Source organism: Marinobacter sp. BW6 (assembly GCF_008107725.1).
In the GTDB taxonomy this organism is placed as follows: Bacteria; Pseudomonadota; Gammaproteobacteria; order Pseudomonadales; family Oleiphilaceae; genus Marinobacter.
The window spans coordinates 1,461,262-1,481,640 of record NZ_VIRN01000064.1 but is presented as its reverse complement, the minus strand read 5'-3'; the positions used below and the strand labels follow the sequence as shown (position 1 = coordinate 1,481,640).

Sequence of the window (20,379 nt, the reverse complement as noted above, 5' to 3'; positions counted from 1 at the left end):
CGTCAGCCCAGCTTCTGCACGACCCATTGGCCATTCTGTTTAACCAGCTCCCGGTCACAGCCTCTGACGGCCGGATTAACGCCCTCATCTTCGGGCAAGGCCCGGACAACGGTTTCTGTCATTCTCAGACCGGAGATCACACCTTCGAGGGCGGGGTCGTCATCCGCCGGCGCCCAGACAGCGCCGGCACTGCGTGTCACCCGTTCGCCAAGGGAGACGAGTGATCGTATATCGAGACTGAACCCCGTCGCCGGGCGAGCCCGGCCAAAATCACTGCCGATGGCATCGTAACGACCACCTTTGGCAACGGAATCCCCATGGCCCGGAACATAGGCCGCAAATACCAGCCCGGTGTGATAGTTGTAGCCACGAAGCTCACAGAAATCGAATCCGAAGCTGATGTCCGGATAATCCCGGCCCAACATGTCGGACACCCGTCCAAGCTGGTCGAGCGCCGCGTCCAGGTTGTCAGACGCACCTTGCAGGATCCGGCGGGCTTCACTCAGAGCTTCCGGACCACCACTGACCCGGCCCAGCTCCCGCAGGCGGGCACCAGCTGAGCCTGACGGGCACTGACCGAGCAGTTGATCAAGCTCAGGCACCGATTTACGGGCCATGGCGTCAAAAATCGCGTTCTCAGTATCCCGATCAAAATCCGCTTCGCCAATCAGGCTTTCATAGATGGCCACATGGGCCAGGTCCAGATGGATACGGGGTAAACCCGCCACCCGAAGGGTTTCCAGCATCAGGCTGATCACTTCCATATCCGCCGCTTCCGAGCCACTGCCAAACAGTTCGCAGCCGGCCTGAATGGGGGTGCGACCTGTCAGCATATGCCTTGGACGGGTATGAAGTACGTGCCCGGCATAGCACAGGCGAGTGATCCCCTCCTGGCCCAGGGTATGAGCATCAATGCGTGCAGCCTGCGGGGTCATGTCGGCGCGAACACCCATCATCCGCCCGGTCAACTGATCGGTCAGCTTGAAGGTCTGCAATTCCAGATCATGCCCGGTTCCGGTAAACAGGGATTCGAGATATTCAATGAGCGGTGGGATTACCAGCTGATAACCCCAGCGCTGGCAGGTATCCATTACATCCCGACGCAGGGATTCGATCCGTCCGGCCAGTGGCGGCAGAATATCCTCTACCCCGTCTGGCAGTAACCAGCGATCAGATACTGTCATGAGATTCCGATTTCCGTTATATCCGCTCCGGCACAGTCGGCTGGGGGATCACACAGGATTTAAGGCGGCACTCGGCTAAAAGCCCGACACAAAACCGGCAGAATTTTACACGGTTGGCGGGCACAAAAAAACCGGAATACTGAGGTATTCCGGTTTTTGGTCTCAACCTGCAGGGTTAACGGGCACCCTGCGGGTCGTTCAGGAATTTCATGAACGCGCTCTCGGAATCGATCACCATGATGTCATCCTTGCTCATGAAGGTGTTGCGATAAGCCTCAAGACTCCGATAGAAGCTGTAGAACTCGGGATCTGAACCGTAGGCATCGGCGTAGATTCTGGCTGCTTCACCGTCACCCTCACCCCGGGTTTCTTCTGACTGGGCGAAAGCTTCGGCAAGAACAACGGTTCTCTGGCGGTCTGCGTCGGCACGAATACCCTCGGCCAGCTCACGACCCCGGGAACGGAATTCCTGGGCAAGCTTTTCCCGTTCGGTAGCCATCCGGCGATAAACGTTTTCACTGACCTGCCCCGGAAATTCGATCGCTTTGACCCGGATGTCCAGGACTTCGATGCCGAATTCATTCTGGGCCGTCTGGTTTACCCGATCCCGAAGGGTGTGCATTAGTTCATCACGCTGGCCGGAAACCACTTCAACCATGGTCCGAATACCAAACTCGTCACGCAGGCCGTTATCCACACGGGAGGCAAGCAGAGACTGGGCACGGAACTCGTCACCGCCCGTTGCCCGGTAGAACTGATCCACATCCCGGATTTTCCAGGCAATGTACGAATCCACATCCAGCGGCTTCTTCTCCACGGTCAGGTATTGCCGGGATGGCAGATCCATGGTCAGAACCCGGATATCGAATTCGCGGACCTGGTCGATGACCGGAACCTTGAAATGAATACCCGCCTGGATGTCGGTCTCAACCAGCTCACCAAACCGGAGCAGAACGCCCCGATGGGTTTCCGGAATGATGTACACGCTGGACAGTACCAGCAGGACAACGATAAGGGCGCCTGCAAGGCCCACTACACCTTTAGGTCCCATAATTATCTGCTCCTCCGAACGGTAGTATCCTGCCTGCTTCGCAGTTCCTGAAGAACCTGATCAGTCAGGGTCTGTATGTCCACATTGCCCTGGCTGCTGCCGGAAGAAGAGCCACCGGTGCGGGGCAAGGAGCCCTGGGTCAGGCGATCAAGCGGCAGATACATCATGTTGCCGCTGCTTTCTGTGTCCACCAGGATCTTGCTGCTGTTGGCCAGCACTGTCTCGACCGTCTGCAAATACAAGCGTTCGCGAGTGACTGTTGGCGCCATCTCATAGACTGCCAGCAACTCAAGGAAACGGGCGGTTTCACCGCGGGCGCGTTCGATAACTTCCTGCTTGTAGGCATTGGCCTCTTCGATCATCCGCTGGGCCTGACCGCGAGCCTCGGGTACAACCTTGTTCCGGTAGGTTTCCGCTTCTTCCTTGACCCGTTGCTCGTCCTCGCGGGCACGCTGCACTTCACGGAAGGCATCCTGGACCGGGGCTGGAGGCTGGGTACTTTCAACGTTCACGCGAACAAGCTCCAGACCGGTGCCATAGTCTTTCAGGAACGCCTGAAGCCTTTGCTCTACACGAACGGCCAGTTCCGCACGGCCTTCGGTCAGCACGTCGTCGAGCGTCGAGCTGCCCACCTCATGACGAATGGCGCTGTCGGTAGCGAACGCCAGTGCCTGGTTCGAGTCGCGAACGTTCAGAACGTAGGCTTCAGCGTCGCCTACGCGATACTGAACCTGAAGGTCCACTGTCACCAGGTTTTCATCCTGGGTCAGCATCTGGCCACTGGATTCAGCCGTGCGCACGTTAGTGACACGAACCTTGGTAACACTGTCAATCAGCGGCACCTTGAATCTCAAGCCAGGATTCTCGGTCTGGTGGTATTCACCAAATCGAAGAACAACCGCCCGCTCCTGTTCGTCTACAGTATAGAAAGACTGGAAGATGACGTAGCCAACCACCAGAATGGCTGCCAGCGCGAGGATCGCCCCGAAGCCGCCAGCGCTTCCGCCGCTACTGCCACCGCTTCCGCCGGACTTACCACCTTTCCCGCCCAGCATCTTGTTGAGCTTGTCGAGACCCTTTTTCAGCGCCTCATCGAGGTCTGGCGGCCCTTGATCATTGCCGCGTCGACCACCACCGGTTCCCCAGGGGTCATTGTCGTTACGGTTTCCACCCGGTTCGTTCCAGGCCATAGTGCTCTCCGTTACTGACTTATAAATAGAATGGCTGCAAATACTAGGGATTTATCTCCGCCCCGGCAATAGCCTGCGCGGTTTCAGGCCCGCCCAACGTCCAGCCTGACTGATTTTTCGTTTACTCCGGCCCGGCTCAGCAGTTGTTGCCAGTCCCGATTCTGCAATCGCACCTCCACAACCGTGTCGCCGGTATCCCGGTGATCCTCACTCAGCACTGACCCTGCTTCGTGTAACAGCGCGCGTAACTTGCCATCTTCAGGACCGAGCAAGACAAAGTGGTGAACGACATCTTCGGCCACCCTTTCAACGATGGCGTCGAAAAGCCCATCCAGTCCTTCGCCGGTTACCGCAGAGACCCAGGCCCGCACCGGAATGCCTTCTTCATTGCGTTCGACTCGAGGGGTGAAGTTTTCCAGCAGATCAATCTTGTTGAACACCTGCAGCATGGGAATCTCATCTGCCCCAATCTCGGCCAGAACCTCTTCAACCTGTTCAATATTCTCGTCACGACGATGATCATGGCTGTCGATGATATGCAGCAGCAGTGTCGCCTGCGTGGTTTCTTCCAGGGTGGCCCTGAAGGCTTCAACCAGTTTGTGCGGCAGGTGCCTGATGAAGCCTACAGTGTCCGCCATTACGACCGGCCCGATATCCGGAAGTTCCAGCCTTCGCAGTGTCGGATCCAGCGTAGCGAACAGCTGGTCTGCAGCATATACGGACGAAGTAGTAATACGGTTGAATAATGTCGATTTACCGGCGTTGGTGTAACCAACCAACGATACCGTGGGGATGTCCGCTCTCTGACGGGCTCTTCGCCCCTGATTCCGCTGGCGACGTACCTTTTCCAGACGCTTGTGGATGGACTTGATGCGCTCCCGCAAGAGACGGCGGTCCGTTTCCAGCTGGGTTTCACCCGGCCCACGAAGGCCGATACCACCTTTCTGACGCTCAAGGTGCGTCCACCCCCGAACCAGACGCGTGGACATATGTTCGAGCTGGGCCAGCTCTACCTGAAGCTTGCCTTCGTGGGTACGAGCCCGCTGAGCGAAAATATCGAGGATCACGCCGGTACGGTCAAGCACGCGGCACTTGAGTTCATGCTCAATGTTTCGCTCCTGGCGTGGGCTCAGGGCATGATTGAACAGCACGACATCGGCATCGTTCGCAGCTACCGCGTCACGAATCTCTTCCAGCTTGCCCTCTCCGACGAAAAACCTCGGACTGGGCTGCTTTCGGGACCCGGTAACGGTAACAACAGGCTCGACGCCAGCAGAGGTTACAAGCTCCCGGAATTCACCGGGGTCTTCGGTGCCATCGTGGGCAGTAAAATCGATGTGGACGAGTACCGCGCGCTCACCGACATCAGGACGTTCAAACAATTGGCATCAACTCCGGGGCGATCAAACTATGAGTGTCATAAAAAACAAACACCCGCGGCCACAAGACCCCTCAAAGGGATCTTCTGGAACGCGGGTGGCAAGACCGGGAAGGGGATGGATCAGTCTTCAGACTCGCCCTCTCCTCCCGGAGCCTGCTGCGGAATGCGAACATTACGGGCAGGTACCACAGTGGAAATAGCGTGTTTGTAGACCATCTGGCTGACAGTATTTTTCAGCAAAATCACGAACTGGTCGAAGGACTCGATCTGGCCCTGAAGCTTGATACCGTTGACCAGAAAGATGGAAACCGGAATGCGTTCCTTGCGCAATGCATTAAGGTAAGGGTCTTGTAACGAATGCCCTTTTGACATGTGTTTTCTCCTGTTTTTAGTAAATGCAGATCGTCATTTTTCAAAATTAAATGTGGTGCGAAGTCGGATTTTTTTCAAGGCTGCCTCGGCGATAAGTTTGTCGTCGCTGTCCAGCCAGTCCACATCAGACCACTTGCGCAACCAGGTCAACTGCCGCTTCGCCAACTGGCGTGTTGCTGCTACGCCCTTACTGACAAATGTCTCGTAGTCGTCTTCCCCGGACAAATAACCCCAGGCCTGACGATATCCGACACAACGCATGGAAGGGAGATCAGGGTGCAAGTCTTCCCTGAGCATCAGCGCCCGCACTTCATCCAGAAAGCCTGCATCGAGCATTTTCATAAAACGCAGGCGAATTCGCTCATGAAGCACTCGCCGCTCAGGCGGCATCATGGCAAGTTGAATAACAGTATACGGAAGCAAAGATGTTTCGTCTGCCTGCCAGCGAGTGAAATAGGTGTAATCCTCAATATCACCACCCTGTTCTGCTGGCGCCGGTTGTTCGCCAGATCCAGACTCGGCCCTCCAGAACTCGGAAATCGGCTTACCAGTAAGACGCAGGACTTCCAGGGCCCGCATCAGACGCTGCCGGTTGTTCGGATGAATCCGCTGTGCTGCAACCGGATCCCGACTCTGGAGTTCCCCATGCAGGAACTCCCAGCCACGCTCCTCGGCCTCTTGTTCCAGCGCCCGGCGCACGGCGGGGCTGGCCGATGGCAGACCGGACATACCATGGATCAGCGCCTTGAAATACATCATGGTGCCACCTACGAGCAGAGGAATCCGGCCCGCGGCCGTTATTTCTGCCATCGCCGCCAGCGCATCCCGGCGGAAATCCGCGGCGGAGTAAGTCTCAGCTGGATCGCAGATATCAATCAGCCGGTGGGGTGCCCGCGCAAGTTCTGCTGCAGTCGGTTTCGCCGTGCCAATGTCCATCCCCCGATAGATCATCGCGGAGTCCACGCTGATAATCTCGCAGGGCAGACGGTCACAGAGCGCCATGGCCAGGTCCGTTTTACCTGAGGCCGTTGGCCCCATCAGAAAAATGGCAGGCGGTAGAGACACCTCAGCGCCCCCGGAGAAACAGCTTGTCCAGCTCAGACATGGTCACCAGAGTCCAGGTCGGCCGGCCGTGATTGCACTGACCACTCCGTTCGGTCGCCTCCATATCCCTGAGCAGCGAATTCATTTCCGGAATGGTCAGTTGCCGGTTGGCACGAACGGAACCGTGGCACGCCATGGTCCCCAGCAATTCATGGGTCACCGCTTCGACCCGGTCGCTCTGGCCATTCTCAATCAGATCCGCCAGTACATCACGCACCAGTTGCTCGGTGTCGGCACCACGCAGGAGCGCGGGCACCTGCCGCACGGCCAGGGTTTCCGGACCAATACGCTCAATCTGCAGGCCCAGCTTCTGCAATTCTTCGCCGTGACTCTCGGTCAGGGCTGCCTCTTTCTGGCTAACTGCCAGGGACAGCGGCACCAGCAACGGCTGGCTTTTCAGATCCTGCTCCGCGAGCGCGCGCTTCATACGTTCGTAGGTGATGCGTTCATGGGCGGCGTGCATATCTACTACGATTAGTCCGGCGCGTCCCTGGGCAAGAATATAGATCCCGTGCAGCTGGGCAATGGCATACCCGAGCGGCGGCTCCTGATCACTGTCAACAGGCGGTGTCGGCATTGGCGTGGCAACGCTATCGCTGGAGGGCATGGGCTGCTGACCTTCATTACCCCCACCGGCATTCAGCGACTGGTAAAATGCCATTTGATCGCTGGCACGCCACTCCTGCTGGGGCTGAGACTGCCCACCAAATCCGGCACCTGAGCCGCCCGGATGACCATAGGTTGGCATCGACGGCTGGCCGTTCCAGGAAGCAGCCGCCGGGACATCCGTTGCCGAGCCGGCTTCCTGGGCCTGCGCCGATGCTTCTCGACCGAAAGACTGCGCCACAGCACCACGTAAATGATCGTCCGGGCGAACATCGGCCAACGCCTTGTGCAGGGTTCTGAAAATAAAATCGTGGACCAGGCGACCGTCACGGAACCGCACTTCGTGCTTGGTCGGGTGAACATTCACATCGACGGTGGCGGGATCCACTTCGAGGTAGAGCACAAACGCCGGATGCCGGTTATTGTAGAGTACGTCCCGATAGGCCTGGCGCACTGCGTGAGCCACCAGGCGATCACGGATAACGCGACCGTTAACAAAGAAATACTGGAGGTCGGCCTGACTACGCGAAAACGTAGGAAGGGCTACCCAGCCCCAGAGCCGCAGCCCGGTGGCCTCTGCATCGATAACCACGGCGTTGTCGATGAATTGCTGGCCGCACAGGGCGCCAATACGCCTTTCCCGGTCAAGAGGAGATTCAGCAGGTCTCAGGCTCTGCACAACCCGCTGATTGTGGCGCAGGGTAAAACCGGCATCGAAACGACTCAGCGCCTGCCGGCGCACGCACTCCTCAACGTGGTTGAATTCGGTCTTCTCAGTGCGCAGGAATTTTCGTCGGGCCGGGGTGTTGAAGAAGAGATCCCGCACCTCGACAGTGGTTCCGACCGGGTGAGCGGCAGGAGAGATTCTCGCGTCCATTTCCCGACCCTCCACTTCCACCCGGGAAGCCGCTTCCTGCGACTCAGTCCTTGAGGTCAGAGTCAGCCGGGAGACAGAGCTGATACTGGCGAGCGCTTCCCCGCGAAAGCCAAGAGACGCAACGGCCTCAAGATCATCAAGACTGGCGATCTTGCTGGTGGCATGCCGGCTGAGGGCGAGGGGCAGGTCGTCTTCCTCAATACCCCCGCCGTCATCCCGAACACGAATCAGCTTGACGCCGCCCTGCTCCACTTCAACATCGACCCGGTTGGCACCGGCATCCAGGGCATTTTCGACCAGTTCCTTGACGACAGACGCGGGTCGCTCCACCACCTCACCCGCGGCAATCTGGTTCGCGAGCCGTGGTGACAGCAATCGAATGGGGGGCATGTTACGGAAAAACCTCTTGATCAGGACGCGGGAATACGAATGGTTTGCCCTACCATAACACGGTCATCCCGAAGGTCGTTAAACTGCATCAGCTCACTGACGGTCGTCTGGTTTTTCCGGGCAACGCCGGAAAGGGTGTCGCCGCGCTGTATACGGTAATGGCCGATGCTGTTCCCACCCTGCCGGTTCTGTTTCTGCCACGCCAGCAAAGTCCCGGGGGGCGGCGTTTTCTGGAAGTAGTCATCAATGCCTTTCATGATGGCGCCGGCCAGCTTGTTGCGGTACCACTCGGTTGCCAGGTTTTTCTCTTCCTGAGGGTTCGAAATGAATCCGGCTTCCACGAGAATGGAGGGAATATCCGGTGATTTCAGCACCGCAAAAGCAGCTTGTTCGACGCCAGGCTTGTGCAACTTCGCCACACCACCCAGTTTGCCGAGAACCGAACTGCCGACGCCAAGACTGGCATTGATACTGGCCGTCATCGAAAGGTCCAGCAGAACACCGGCAAGCATGTCGTCCCGGCCATCCAGGGACAGTCCCCCGGCACCACCGATCAGGTCAGAACGGTTCTCACTGTTGGCCAGCCAACGCGCAGTCTCACTGGTGGCACCTCGCTGGGACAGGGCGAAGACCGAGGCGCCCTTGGGCTGCGGCGTCCGGAAAGCGTCGGCGTGTACCGATACAAACAGGTCGGCACTGTACTTCCTGGCCAGAATCGTGCGATTGCGAAGGCCAATGTAATAGTCTCCGGTCCTGGTCAGTTTGGCGGTATACCCCGGGCGATCATTGATCAGGTTGGCCAGGGTTTTCGCCATTCTCAGTACCACGTCTTTTTCACGGGTTCCCCGGGGACCAATGGCACCAGGATCTTCCCCGCCGTGCCCGGCATCAATGACCACGATAACATCCCGCTTTCCGGATGAATCCTGGGTCACCGTGGGTGTGGTAGCCTTCTCCAGCCGGCTGCCACTTTCATCAATCAGATCGACCACCAGTCTGTGGCCATACTGCTGATTCGGCTCAAGCTGGAAGCTCCGCGGCTTTATGTCGGCCTTGAGGTCCAGGACCACACGCAAATCGGTCCCGTTCCTTGGTGCACTCCGGATCCGCTTGATCGGGCTGCCGGAAAGATCCAGACCGGAGAAATCGGTCTTCAGGTTGGCATTTTTCAGATCAATTACCAGCCTCGCCGGACCGTTCAGGGAGAAGATGTTGTGCTCCACCTGACCGCCCGTATCCAGAACCAGCCGCGTGTGATCGGGTGCAGGCCAGATACGGGCGCTCTCGACCTGCGTCGCAGCCGAACCTTGAAACGCCAATGTCGCGAGCAATATCGCAATTGGCCAGACCAGTTGTTTACTCAGCTTTGCACAATTCATAAAGCTTACCTGCCAGTTTATTCCCGTCTCTCGGAGTCGCTAATGCGCCGGACCAATCAGCTCAAGTTCGTTAAGCAGGTGGGCGCCCTGCTCTGATCGGGCCCTGATCACCACAGAGCGCCCTTCGCCCCGGGTCTCCAGATGAATCTCCAGGTCCGGCTCGGGCAATATGCCTTTGCCTCGCTCTGGCCACTCAATCAGACACAGGTTTTCTCCAGCGAAATAATCACGGATGCCCATATACTCCAGTTCTTCTGCATCGCCAAGGCGATAGAGGTCGAAATGGTAAGTCGGTGGGTTAAGGGTTTCGTAGGGCTCCACCAGCGTATAGGTCGGACTCTTCACAGCCCCTTGGTGACCAAGCCCACGCATGACACCCCGACTGATGGTGGTTTTGCCCATGCCAAGCTCACCATCCAGATAGATCACCAGACCATGACCAGATTCCGCGACGGTTCTCGCCAGCTCATGGCCCAGATGCTCGGTTTCAGCCTCGCCCTCCAGAAAAAGCCGGCGCTCATTACCCATTATGCTCATAGCTCTCTCGCCTCCGGGCTCCCTTCTGATTCCCGAAACACAAACGGCAGTGCATCAATCACATCGGTCGGTATCAATCCGATAAACCCATAAGCTTCTGCAGCCCTGTCAGCCGCAGCCAGATGGACCGAAGCTCCAAGCACGGCCGCTTTATGCGCATCTCCAATCTGGCCCAGAACCGCCCCGATAATGCCCGAGAGCACATCACCCATACCCCCGGTAGCCATGCCTGGGTTGCTGCCACTGATGACATCAAGGGACTCGCCTTCAGAAGCCACAACAGTCCCAGCGCCTTTCAAAAGAACTGTACCGCCATAAAGTGCCTGCAATTTTCTTGCTGCAGCCATCCTGTCTGCTTCCACCTCCGGCACCAGGCAATTCAGGAGCCTGGCGGCCTCTCCCGGGTGGGGTGTCAGCACGTGATTATCCGCCGGTACGGCCACCCGGCCCGATAAAAGGTTCAGGGCATCCGCATCCAGCACCCTCGGCTTACCGCTGGCGATTACCTGCTCCAGCATCTGCTGCCCCCAGGCACTGCGCCCGATACCGGGCCCGCACACGACAACCGAAGCGGCGTCCAGTAGCGGCGGCAACTCCGATCCATGAATCAGGCCATGGACCATCACCGACGGACACCTGGCCAGGGCGGCCGTCACGTGCTCAGGGCGCGTTGCCAGCGAGACCAGACCAGCTCCAGAGCGCGCAGCGGCCTCTGCTGCCAGCAGGCCGGCGCCACCAAATCCCCGATCACCGGCAACCACCAGCACATGCCCGAATCGCCCCTTGTGGGCGTTGGCAGGCCGAGGCGGCAGCCAGGACATCACGGAACGCCAGTCACGACGACAGGCTACCGGCTTCTGGCCGCTGCCAGCGATACCATCAGTGATACCCAGAGATTCAAAAACCACCTCACCACACACAGCAGCGCCCTGGCCGGTAAACAGACCGGCCTTGAGTCCGATAAAGGTCACGGTCGTCGCCGCGTTGACTACATCGCCTTCGGCTGCCCCAGTGGTTGCGTTCAGACCGGAGGGCAGATCCACCGCAAGGACCGGCGCTGACGAACTATTACATCGGCTTATCAGGGCCGCAAAAGGTTCCCTCGGCGCGCCGGAAACACCGGTACCGAGCATGGCGTCAACAATCAGGCCTGCGCCGGCAAAACGATCATCCAGTGAAGACTCGCTGAGAGCCTCCAGCTCGAGGACCTCGACACCGTCCGACAGGGCTTTTTGCCAGGCTTTACGGGCGTCGCCGGACAGTTTGTCGGTTGGAGCAACAGCGACACAGCTAACCTCCAGACCATGCCTCCTTGCGCTGGCTGCAACCAGGTAACCGTCACCGCCGTTATTACCCGCACCGCACAGCACCAGCACCGAGCCACAGTTACGCCAGTGCAGAATCAGGCACCGAAAGGCGGCTTGGGCAGCGGACTGCATCAGCTCAAAACCATCAACACCTTGTTGATCAATCACATAGCGATCAATCTGCCGAACCGCATCGGCGGAAAACAGTGCGTCTGGTAAACTGTGCCCAGCGGACGGCGGCATGAACCTTTGCTCCCGTTACAGAAACCGGTTTAAGAAAATAGGCCAGATACCTGTAAAGCATAGCAAAACAGCAGGAAAGGTCATAACTTAATCAGATTAAATATCCGTACTCGGGTTCATCACCGAATTTCAGCATCGGCAGTCACTATGAGCACTACATCAACCTGCACCACTACACATCCGGAACTTGCTGATCTGCCAGCGCTTATCCGCCAGTGGGCAGCTGAATTCGGTTTTGCCGATGTGGGCATTACCAACGCGGACACTGGCGAGCACGCCGACCATTTGCAGGACTGGCTTGCGGCAGGGTACCAGGGCGAGATGGACTATATGGCCCATCACGGTGACAAGCGCTACACGCCAACCTCGCTGGTGCCGGGCACCACGCGAGTCATTTCAGTGAGAATGGACTACCTGCCCTCACCGGATAGCCCGAAAGAAGCACTTACTAACCGAGAGGGCGCCTACGTTACACGCTATGCCCTGGGGCGGGATTACCACAAACTGATTCGCAAGCGGCTTGCGCAGCTGGCAGCAAAGATTGATGAGGCCGTCAGCGGGTACGACTACCGGGCTTTCGTGGACAGCGCGCCAGTGCTGGAGCGCGCCCTGGCCCAGAGAGCGGGCCTGGGCTGGATCGGCAAGAACAACATGCTGATCCACCCGAAGGCCGGCTCGTTCTTTTTCCTGGGGGAAATCTTCACCAGCGCGCCCCTGCCCATTGATGCTCCCTTCGAAACCGACCATTGTGGCAGCTGTACTGCCTGCCTGGACCTTTGCCCGACGGACGCCTTTGTTGGCCCTCACAAGCTTGATGCCAGGCGCTGTATCAGCTACCTGACCATAGAGCTCAAGGGAAGCATCCCAGAAGAGCTGAGGCCGTTATTGGGCAACCGGGTTTTCGGCTGCGACGACTGTCAGCTGGTGTGTCCCTGGCAAAAGTTCAGCAAGCCAACCGGCGAGAAGGATTTTCAGCCCCGGCACGGGCTGGACAACAGCTCCCTGGCAGAACTCTTTCTCTGGTCCGAGGAGCAGTTCCTGAAACGCACCGAGGGATCCGCGATTCGGCGAACAGGCTATGAGGGCTGGCTTCGCAACCTGGCTGTCGGGCTTGGCAACGCGCCCTCAACCATCCCGGTGATTGAAGCCCTGAAACAGCGCGCGGACCACCCGTCAGCGATGGTCCGCGAGCACGTCCACTGGGCCTTGAGACGGCACGACCTATAATTTGAAGAACTGTTCCCGATAATGGCGCAGTTCATTGATGGAGTCCCGGATGTCGTCCAGGGCTAGGTGGCTGCCTTTCTTTTTAACTCCGGCCAGGACATCCGGGCGCCAGCGACGGGCGAGTTCTTTCACCGTGGATACATCGAGGTTCCGGTAGTGGAAGAAGTCTTCAAGTTCGGGCATGTATTTGACGAGGAATCGGCGATCCTGGCCGATACTGTTGCCGCACAGGGGTGACTGGCCCTTTTCTACGTGTTTTTTCAGGAACTCGATGGTTTGCTGTTCGGCTTCAGACTCGGAGATATCACTGTCCTGAACGCGCTTGGTGAGTCCGCTTTCACCATGGGTTCGAGTGCACCATTCATCCATGGAGTCCAGAAAGGATTGTGGCTGATGGACGGCGATAACCGGTCCTTCCGCGACTACATTGAGTTCTGAATCGGTGATGATTGTGGCCATTTCAATGATCCGTTCTTTTTCCGGATCCAGGCCTGTCATTTCCAGATCAATCCATACGAGGCGATTATTGCTCTCTGCCATTGTTTTCCTAGCCTTCTAGATTTGAGTTCACGGCCGTGGGGATGTCATTCCGGGAAACGCTACAAGCACATCCATGTGCGCTTGGCGTCGGCCATCCATGGCCGCCGACATTCCCGGAATGACATCCCCACGCCCGCGTGCAAATTGGGAGATATACAAAATAGGCGCCGCTTCCGGCAAATACTATCGGGATTGCGCCGGTTTGATTTGTCTTTGTATTGTGGACGATTAACGTATGATGTAACACCTCACGCACACCAAATCTGGCACCAGCTAACTACATGGCAAAACGGCGACTGAACAAGCAGCAACAATTCCGTATCAAGAAGGTCCAGGAAGAGCGGGCAGCCCGGGCGGCGCGCAAGGAGAAGAAGGTTCAGGAGCAGGCCGACGCCGGCGAGCTCGGGCCAGAGCAGGAAGGGCTGGTCATTGCTCACTACGGGCAACAGCTGGATGTCGAAGCGCTTGAAGGTGACCAGGAAGGCAATGTGGTTCGCTGCTTTGTTCGCGCAAACATCGATAGCCTGGTGACTGGTGACAAGGTTGTCTGGCGGCCGGGTAAGAATGAAACCGGGGTTATTGTCGCCCGGAGTGAGCGTCGCAATCTGCTGCAGCGGCCGGATAATTTTGGCGCGCTGAAGCCTGTAGCGGCCAATATCGATCATATTATTCTTGTGATTGCGCCGGAGCCGGAACCGCACGATAACCTGATTGATCGGTATCTGGTGGCGTCCGAGATCACAGACATTCCAGCGGTGATTCTGTTGAACAAGACTGATCTGGTTAACGAAAGGAACCAGGAAAGCATCGATGCGCTTCTGGGCCGCTATGAGGCCCTGGGGTATGAGGTGGTGCGAACGTCTGCAGCCGAGTCGGGTGATAAACCCTCGCCGGAGGTTGAGGCGCTGGTGAAGGATCAGACCAGCGTGTTCGTGGGTCAGTCCGGGGTGGGCAAGTCATCCATTATCCAGACTCTGATGCCGGATGAGGCCATTCGCGTTGGGGCTGTGTCAGAGAGCACTGGCAAGGGGATTCACACCACTACCACCGCCAAACTATTCCACCTGCCCCTGGGCGGCGAACTGATTGACTCCCCAGGCATCCGTGAATTCGGGCTCTGGCATATGACGGCGCAGGAAATCGAGTATGGCTTCCGGGAAATCCGGGAGGTGATTGGCACCTGCAAGTTCCGCAATTGCCGACACATGGGAGACCCCGGCTGCGCCATCGACAAGGCCGCTGACGAGGGGAAAATCAGTCCGGAGCGACTGAAAAGCTTCCATCGGATTCTTCAGGACATGACCGAACAGCAGGCCCGGGGACTGAAGCTGGACTGAGGAACCCAGCTTTACCAGTTCAACTCGCCCGGCGCCGGCTCTTGTTTTTCCTGCAGCCATTCACCGCTTTCCAGGCGCTCGCGCGCAGCTTCCCGCTCTGCCTCTGTCGGCTGAGTCAGATCGATCAGTGGCTCGTCCGACTGGCCGGCGCTGCTCTGGATGTTATCGACGGTTTTCTTGTTCAGGACGATGATGGAGATGCGGCGATTTACCGGCGCATTCGGGTCTTCCTTGTCGAACAGCACGGAATCACTCAGCCCGACAACGCGGGCAATCTGCTGCTGACGAACACCCCCTGCAACCAGGGCTCTTCGGGCGGTATTTGCCCTGTCTGCCGACAACTCCCAGTTGGTGTAACCGGGCCGACCGCTGAACGGTGTGGAGTCGGTGTGCCCGGTGATGCTGAGCTTGTTGTTCACGGAGCCCAGGGTTTTCGCCAATTCAAACAGAATATCCTGGGAGTAGTACTTGAGTTCGGCCCGACCACTGTCGAACATGGGGCGACCCGAGCGGTCGACGATCTGGATGCGCAACCCTTCGTCGGTGATATCGATCAGCAACTGATCCTTGAACTCCTGCAGGGTTTGGTTCTGCTCGATACGATCCTTAAGCTCCTGAAACAGCTCTTCCATCCTTCGCTGCTCCAGGGTTTCGGAGAGCTCATCCACCACCTGATCTTCAATCTGGATCTGACTGGACTCAATATCCGGGCTCGCCTCGTTGACCACAGAAGCGCTGCCCTCAAGATCGACCGGGTTCGGAGAGCCACCTTCAGTGAAACCGACAGGATCGCGGAAATAACCCTCCACGGCTTTTTTCTGCTCCGGTGATGCCGTTGCGGTTAACCAGAGCACCAGGAAAAACGCCATCATGGCGGTTGCGAAATCGGCAAACGCGACTTTCCAGGAGCCACCGTGATGGCCCCCGACAATTTTCTTCTTGCGTTTGATGATGATCGGCTGTTCTTCCACGAAGGGGCTCCGGGGTCAGATGCTGGCGATATTACTTGGAGCGAACGTGATCGTTCAGTTCCTGGAATCCAGGCCGTTTATCCGTAGGCAATGCCTTGCGGCCGAACTCGATGGCCATCTGGGGCGCCTGCCCGGAAACGGTCGCGACAATCGACGATTTGACGCACTCGTAAGCCTTAAGCTCGTACTTTGCTGCGTGCTCCATGGCAATGGACGCGGGGCCCACAAAGCCATAGCCCATGAAGATACCCAGAAACGTACCCACCAGGGCAGCAGCCACACTGAGACCGATCTTTTCCGGCCCTTCGGTGAGGAAGTTCATGGTAATCACGATACCGAGCACCGCAGCGACGATGCCCAGCCCGGGCAGCGCATCGGCAATCTTGTTGACCGCGTGGGCGGGCTCCTCAAGCTCGTGCTGGCGACTGTCGATCTCGTTCTCCATCATGCCTTCCAGCTCATGGGTCGCCATATTGCCGGAGCTAATGATCCTGAGATAATCCGTGATGAACGCCAGCAGTTCTTTGGATTTCATAACTGCCGGGTATCTACTGAAAATTTGGCTGTTCTCGGGATTATCGATATCTTCCTCTATCGCCATAACCCCCTGTTTCCGGGATTTATCGAAGATCTCATAAAGCAGACTCAGGAGATCCATGTAGAAAGCCTTTTTATAGGGCGAGCCTGTCAGCAGTTGGAGCCCTTTACCAAACACCTCTTTGAGCGTGTGCATGGGATTGGCAATAATGAACGATCCCAGGGCCGCCCCGAAAATGATCAATATTTCGGTTGGCTGCCAAAGCACCATCAAATTGCCGCCGTGGAGAACATAGCCAGTCAATACGCTGGCCAGAACAATAATCCCGCCGATGATCAGTAACATGGTAACTAAGCACGCCTTATATTCTTGGTTATCGGCCGGAGCCGGAAGCAGTCACGTAAAAGGTGACCTGATAATAGCAAGGCCACGCCATAACCGCGAAGCCGTGAAACAATTTCTATACAGGTGGCACTCTTTGGTAAACTTCGCGCCTTTGAGTGCAAAGGATTAAATTTAATGTTCGACAAGCTTTTTGTTCTGAGCCAGTACATCACGCCGCAACTGGGGGTTTCCAACCTGGCCGGCCGCCTGGCCGACAATGACCGCTCCCCTGCACTCAAGAACCGAGTGATCAAATGGTTTATCGGCCGCTACGGCGTAGACATGAGCGAAGCCGCCGAGCCGAACCCTGAAGCCTACCCTACCTTCAACGCTTTCTTTACCCGAGCTTTGAAACCGGGCATCCGCCCTCTGGCAGACGGGGACAAGACTATGGTCAGTCCCGTTGATGGCGCCATAAGCCAACTCGGACAGGTGACCGGAGACCGTATTTTCCAGGCCAAGGGCCAGTCTTTCAGCCTGAGCGAGCTGCTGGGTGGCGAGGAAGCGACCACCGCTCCCTTTGCCAATGGTGAGTTCTCGACAATCTATCTCTCGCCAAAGGACTATCACCGTATCCATATGCCCATGGCAGGAACTCTGAAAGAGATGATCCATGTTCCCGGCAAACTGTTCTCGGTGAATCCGGTCACTGCCGAGAATGTCCCGAATTTGTTCGCCCGAAACGAGCGGGTTGTCTGCCTGTTCGACACCGATTCCGGTCCCATGGCCCTGGTGTTGGTCGGCGCCATGATCGTCGGCAGTGTGGAGACTCGCTGGGCAGGGATCGTTGTACCCGGCAGCAAGCAGGTTACTGCAACCCGCTACGAAGGCGAGCAGGCCATCCGATTCGAGAAGGGCGAGGAAATGGGCCGGTTCCGTCTGGGCTCCACGGTCATTATGGTTATGCCCAAAGGAGCCGTCACTTGGAACAGCGACCAGGTGGCAGGAAAGACCGTTCGCATGGGCGAGGCATTCGGCGCTCTCGCCTGATCATGCCCGCTCGAACGGAAACGCCAAAACCTCACCGATATCTTGAACCCCCAGCTTGAGCATCAGCAGTCGGTCCAGCCCGAGCGCCACACCGGCGCACCCGGGTAACCCCTGGTCGAGCGCGTTAAGAAAGGCCTCATCCACCGCCATTTCAGGCTTGCCGGAGCGCCTGCGCAGCTCGTTATCGGCCTCAAATCTCAGCCTCTGCTCCTTGGGATCGGTCAATTCCCAATAGCCGTTACACAGCTCCAGACCGTCGATATAAAGCTCGAAACGGTGCGCCGCTTCGTAGCCATCTGACCTAGAGATCCTGGCCAATGAAGCCTGCGACGCTGGATAGCCAGTTATGAAAACGGGCCTGTCCAGGCCAAGGTTCGGCTCCACGGCAAAACTCATCAGCAGATCCAGGCAACCATCGCGACCAAGATCCGCCAATTGCTCGGTGTCCAGCCACTGTTCACAGCGCCGCATCAGTTCGCGATCGGTTGCCGAAAATGGATCAATGCCTGCCCAGCGCTCGAGTGCGTCCCGATACTGAATAATGACCGGCCGCTGACAACCCAGCCAGCCACAGACGAGATCCGACACCTCCTCCATGAGCGCCACGTCATCAAAGCCGACCCGATACCATTCCAGCATGGAGAATTCAGGGTTGTGGCGCCGCCCTTGCTCACCGTTACGGAACACTCGGGAAACCTGGTAGATCGATCCACAGCCGGTCGCGAGCAATCGCTTCATGTGATACTCGGGCGACGTCTGCAGCCAGCCCCCGGTCCGGGAACCGGCAGAGACCTGCGCGTGAATACCATCAAGATTGACATCGGTGACGCCGCACCGACCCAGTACCGGCGTTTCCACTTCCAGCACCCCTCTTTGCGCAAAAAAGCCGCGCACAAACGCTAGTTGTTGTGCACGGCTTTTCAGTGCAGCCTGCGCGGCAGAGGGCTGCCAGACAGGTTCGCGGGTCATGACCGGATCAACTGCTCTTGACCCGGCTCACGTATTCGCCGGAACGTGTATCAACCTTGAGAACTTCACCGATGGTGATAAACAGCGGTACGTTGACCACGGCGCCGGTTGAGAGGGTCGCGGGTTTGGAGCCACCCTGCGCAGTGTCTCCTTTCATGCCCGGATCAGTATCAACGACTTCCAGCTCAACAAAATTGGGAGGCGTCACGGACAGCGGTGAGCCGTTGTAAAGGGTCACCGTGTAGACGTCCTGCTCTTTCAGCCACTTCAGGGCATCACCAACCGCTTTGGCATCCGCCGGGTATTGCTCGAAGGAGCCGTCAGTGAGCATGAAGTGCCAGAACTCACCGTCGGTATAGAGATATTCCATGTCCTGATCAATGACATCCGCGGCTTCAAGACTTTCACCAGACTTGAAAGTGCGCTCCCAAACCCGGTTGCTCATGAGGTTACGCAGCTTTACGCGGTTGAAGGCCTGCCCCTTACCGGGTTTGACAAACTCGTTCTCGAGAATGATGCAGGGGTCGCCATCCAGCAAAACCTTGAGACCGCCGCGAAATTCGTTGGTAGAATATGAAGCCATGAATTGTCCACCTGACACAATGCTGTTTAGAATTCGAAGGGCGATATGATACAGCGAACCCCCGCCCGTATAGAAGCCCACCTTTCCGACCATGAACATCGCAGCTGGCAGCAATTGTTGTCGGAGTCTGTGACGTCGCCGGAAGAGCTGCTCCGCCGTCTGAACCTCCCCGAGGAGCCATGGCTTTCAGCAGCACGACAAGGCCACCGCCTGTTTTCAGTCCGCGTGCCAGAACCGTTTCTTGCTCGCATGGAAAAGGGCAACCCGGCCGACCCACTGCTCAGGCAGGTGCTTCCCCTTGCGGAAGAAACCATCTATGCGCCCGGTTTTGTCAGTGACCCACTGGAAGAGTCGGAAGCCATAGCCACTACCGGGCTTATCCGCAAATACCGCAGCCGCGCCCTGCTCATGGTGACCGGACAGTGTGCGATAAACTGCCGCTACTGTTTTCGCAGACACTTTCCCTACGATGAACAGCGCCTCAATCCTGACGACCGGCAGCGGGTGATTAACACCCTTTCAGCCAGTCCGGAAATCAATGAAGTCATTTTTAGCGGCGGCGATCCTCTGGCTGTCAATGACCGACTGCTGGCCCAGTGGGCAACCGCCATCAGCGGCATTCCCCACATGCGCCGCCTTCGCCTGCATACGCGACTGCCCGTGGTTATCCCACAAAGGGTCTGTGACGAGCTCCTGAAGTGGCTTTCGGCGACGCCGCTTCAGGTAGTTATCGTTTTGCACATCAATCATCCGGCGGAAATAGACACCGCTACTCGCCGCGCTCTGGGGTATCTCCGGGCGGCAGGTGCAACGTTGCTTAACCAGAGCGTCATCCTGAGGGGCGTGAATGATCGGGCGGAGGTGCTTGAAGAGCTTAGCGAGACTCTCTTTGACGCGGGCGTTCTGCCCTACTATCTGCACGCATTTGACCCAGTGGCAGGCGCCCACCACTACGATGTGCCGGATGAAGAGGCACGCACGCTGGTCCGTGAACTACTGTCGCGACTGCCGGGATTCCTGGTTCCGAAGCTGGTTCGCGAGGAGCCAGGCAAGGAAGGCAAGACCCCGATCAACCTGTTTCCGTGACCAGTTTCGCAAAAAAGGGCCTGAATTCACTTGTCAAAGATTGTCAACTCATGATCTCCTCGCTTTTTACAACTGGCTTGCTACTTTAAAGTCCAGTAATGTTGAATATAAAAATATGTATTTACGGCGTTTT

The 20,379-nt window shown here is 57.5% G+C and carries 19 protein-coding genes; 4 read left to right on the top strand and 15 right to left on the bottom strand.

The features are described 5' to 3' along the window. Positions 1-2: 2 nt before the first annotated feature. The 10 genes from FMN52_RS15450 to FMN52_RS15405 form a co-directional block, all read right to left on the bottom strand. Positions 3-1,184, bottom strand: coding sequence for an ATP phosphoribosyltransferase regulatory subunit (locus FMN52_RS15450; protein WP_148609459.1), 1,182 nt, complete (start codon positions 1,182-1,184; stop codon positions 3-5). Between the two features lie 175 nt (positions 1,185-1,359). Beyond that, complete coding sequence (gene hflC / locus FMN52_RS15445; RefSeq protein ID WP_148609458.1) at positions 1,360-2,235, bottom strand: protease modulator HflC; 876 nt, start codon at positions 2,233-2,235, stop codon at positions 1,360-1,362. Between the two features lie 2 nt (positions 2,236-2,237). Then, complete coding sequence (gene hflK, locus FMN52_RS15440) at positions 2,238-3,425, bottom strand: FtsH protease activity modulator HflK (protein WP_148609457.1); 1,188 nt, start codon at positions 3,423-3,425, stop codon at positions 2,238-2,240. A gap of 83 nt (positions 3,426-3,508) precedes the next feature. Continuing rightward, the gene (hflX, locus tag FMN52_RS15435; RefSeq protein ID WP_148609456.1) at positions 3,509-4,807 is read right to left on the bottom strand and encodes a ribosome rescue GTPase HflX; all 1,299 of its coding nucleotides are present in this window, start codon (positions 4,805-4,807) and stop codon (positions 3,509-3,511) included. A 119-nt stretch (positions 4,808-4,926) separates the two neighbouring features. Beyond that, the gene (gene hfq, locus FMN52_RS15430) at positions 4,927-5,178 is read right to left on the bottom strand and encodes an RNA chaperone Hfq (protein ID WP_008170056.1); all 252 of its coding nucleotides are present in this window, start codon (positions 5,176-5,178) and stop codon (positions 4,927-4,929) included. A 33-nt stretch (positions 5,179-5,211) separates the two neighbouring features. Next, positions 5,212-6,216, bottom strand: coding sequence for a tRNA (adenosine(37)-N6)-dimethylallyltransferase MiaA (miaA, locus tag FMN52_RS15425; protein ID WP_148609771.1), 1,005 nt, complete (start codon positions 6,214-6,216; stop codon positions 5,212-5,214). Between the two features lie 28 nt (positions 6,217-6,244). Next, entirely contained in the window at positions 6,245-8,155 is a 1,911-nt protein-coding gene (gene mutL, locus FMN52_RS15420; RefSeq protein WP_148609455.1) for a DNA mismatch repair endonuclease MutL, read from the bottom strand. 20 nt (positions 8,156-8,175) lie between these two features. Then, entirely contained in the window at positions 8,176-9,534 is a 1,359-nt protein-coding gene (locus FMN52_RS15415) for an N-acetylmuramoyl-L-alanine amidase (RefSeq protein WP_148609454.1), read from the bottom strand. A gap of 39 nt (positions 9,535-9,573) precedes the next feature. Next, entirely contained in the window at positions 9,574-10,071 is a 498-nt protein-coding gene (tsaE, locus tag FMN52_RS15410) for a tRNA (adenosine(37)-N6)-threonylcarbamoyltransferase complex ATPase subunit type 1 TsaE (RefSeq protein ID WP_148609453.1), read from the bottom strand. Beyond that, entirely contained in the window at positions 10,068-11,621 is a 1,554-nt protein-coding gene (locus FMN52_RS15405) for an NAD(P)H-hydrate dehydratase (protein ID WP_148609452.1), read from the bottom strand. Before FMN52_RS15405 ends, tsaE begins: the two co-directional genes overlap by 4 nt. Positions 11,622-11,768: 147 nt before the next feature. On the opposite strand from FMN52_RS15405, the gene queG reads away from it, so the two are divergent. Then, on the top strand, positions 11,769-12,848 hold the full coding sequence (gene queG / locus FMN52_RS15400) for a tRNA epoxyqueuosine(34) reductase QueG (RefSeq protein WP_148609451.1): 1,080 nt from the start codon (positions 11,769-11,771) through the stop codon (positions 12,846-12,848). Here the strand turns inward: queG and orn are convergent. After that, complete coding sequence (gene orn / locus FMN52_RS15395; protein WP_148609450.1) at positions 12,843-13,388, bottom strand: oligoribonuclease; 546 nt, start codon at positions 13,386-13,388, stop codon at positions 12,843-12,845. The two genes, queG and orn, sit on opposite strands and share 6 nt — an antisense overlap. A gap of 281 nt (positions 13,389-13,669) precedes the next feature. On the opposite strand from orn, the gene rsgA reads away from it, so the two are divergent. Further along, positions 13,670-14,725, top strand: coding sequence for a small ribosomal subunit biogenesis GTPase RsgA (gene rsgA, locus FMN52_RS15390; protein ID WP_148609449.1), 1,056 nt, complete (start codon positions 13,670-13,672; stop codon positions 14,723-14,725). An 11-nt stretch (positions 14,726-14,736) separates the two neighbouring features. Here the strand turns inward: rsgA and motB are convergent, their stop codons facing one another. Both motB and motA read right to left on the bottom strand, forming a co-directional pair. Continuing rightward, positions 14,737-15,696, bottom strand: coding sequence for a flagellar motor protein MotB (gene motB, locus FMN52_RS15385; RefSeq protein WP_148609448.1), 960 nt, complete (start codon positions 15,694-15,696; stop codon positions 14,737-14,739). Between the two features lie 31 nt (positions 15,697-15,727). Continuing rightward, positions 15,728-16,579, bottom strand: coding sequence for a flagellar motor stator protein MotA (motA, locus tag FMN52_RS15380; RefSeq protein WP_148609447.1), 852 nt, complete (start codon positions 16,577-16,579; stop codon positions 15,728-15,730). 174 nt (positions 16,580-16,753) lie between these two features. On the opposite strand from motA, the gene asd reads away from it, so the two are divergent. Next, positions 16,754-17,608 (top strand): archaetidylserine decarboxylase, encoded by an 855-nt coding sequence (asd, locus tag FMN52_RS15375; RefSeq protein WP_148609446.1) that lies wholly within the window; start codon positions 16,754-16,756, stop codon positions 17,606-17,608. On the opposite strand, the gene epmA is transcribed toward asd, so the two are convergent. Both epmA and efp read right to left on the bottom strand, forming a co-directional pair. Continuing rightward, positions 17,609-18,577: an EF-P lysine aminoacylase EpmA gene (gene epmA / locus FMN52_RS15370; RefSeq protein ID WP_148609445.1), complete on the bottom strand. Its 969-nt coding sequence runs from the start codon at positions 18,575-18,577 to the stop codon at positions 17,609-17,611. Between the two features lie 7 nt (positions 18,578-18,584). After that, positions 18,585-19,160: an elongation factor P gene (efp, locus tag FMN52_RS15365; protein WP_148609444.1), complete on the bottom strand. Its 576-nt coding sequence runs from the start codon at positions 19,158-19,160 to the stop codon at positions 18,585-18,587. 45 nt (positions 19,161-19,205) lie between these two features. On the opposite strand from efp, the gene epmB reads away from it, so the two are divergent. After that, positions 19,206-20,246, top strand: a complete 1,041-nt coding sequence (gene epmB, locus FMN52_RS15360) for an EF-P beta-lysylation protein EpmB (protein WP_148609443.1) — start codon at positions 19,206-19,208, stop codon at positions 20,244-20,246. The last annotated feature ends 133 nt before the right edge of the window (positions 20,247-20,379 follow it).